Raw genomic sequence first — 1,036 nt, forward strand, 5'->3', positions numbered from 1 at the left:
GACCTGGGCCGTTTCCCTGGCCATCGATCAGCCGCCCATGCCCGAGCGGAAGTAGTCCACGATCTGCGTCCCGCCGAAGATCAGGACCAGGCCGATGATGATCTTGCCGGCCCAGTCCCAGCTGAGCTTGCCGAACATCGCGGCCAGGCCGCAGCCGACGACGCCAATGATGGCGACCCAGCGGACGATGGACATGATGAGGTTGTAGGTGTTCTGCGCGGTCTGTTCCCAGGGCGCGGCCTGCGCGAAGGCCAGATCGGGCAGCATCGCCAGCGCAGCGGCCATGAGGATGGCGGCAGCGAAGGTGCGGTTGGTCGAGCGGGTGCGTTCACCAAGCGAGGTCGCTTGCATGTTGTAACTCTCCAGACAGTAGGGATTGGTTTGAAAACGCCGATCAGCCGGCGGTTACTACGGGTGTTGCGAGGTGGTTTTCGTGTCGTCTCCCCCTTGATTGACGTCGATCTTGATGGTTGGCAGATCCTGGGCCTTGCCTTTCAGGAACTGCACGCAGGCATCCGTGGTGGGCCACGTGCGTGGCTGCTTGCGCTTCTGATGCTTCATCCGCGCGGTAATGAGCATTGCGGTGTTCGGCCCATCTTCTTTGCGATCCATGCACACGAACACACCGTAGCCGCGGCCTGCCGGACGCAATTCGATCTGTGTGATACCGCCCGTCTGCAGCAGCAAGGTCAGCGCTTGTTCGTCAATGTGCAGCATCTAGGTAATGGCTCCTGTTGGTTGGGTGCTGCAGTGTAGTCATCGTGACCAACCTCGGCAGGAAACCTTGCCCGGCACATCACGCCCCCTATTCCCGTTGCTACAGAATACTCCGTTCCGACACGTCATAGTGTGAATACCCGTCCGCTTTACTTGCCGTTCATCATGGGTTTGCCATCCGGCCCCGTCTTGTAGCTGCGCTTGCACGTCGGGAACCCGCTGCAGCCCCAAAAATCGAATCCCTTGTCCGCCTTCGTCGCCTTCTTCACGCGGTGGATCAGGGGCTTTCCGCAGGCCGGGTCGTCGCACTTGTGCACAG

At 60.7% G+C, this 1,036-nt stretch carries 2 protein-coding genes; both read right to left on the bottom strand.

Annotated elements, in window-relative coordinates; translation table 11 throughout:
* Positions 1-27: 27 nt before the first annotated feature.
* Positions 28-351, bottom strand: coding sequence for a TrbC/VirB2 family protein (locus tag EOD15_RS34715; protein ID WP_127409324.1), 324 nt, complete (start codon positions 349-351; stop codon positions 28-30).
* Between the two features lie 57 nt (positions 352-408).
* A complete protein-coding gene (locus tag EOD15_RS34720; protein ID WP_127409325.1) occupies positions 409-717 on the bottom strand; it encodes a hypothetical protein in 309 nt (102 codons plus the stop codon).
* Positions 718-1,036 lie beyond the last annotated feature (319 nt).

Source organism: Mesorhizobium sp. M7A.T.Ca.US.000.02.2.1 (assembly GCF_003996995.1).
GTDB lineage: Bacteria > Pseudomonadota > Alphaproteobacteria > Rhizobiales > Rhizobiaceae > Mesorhizobium.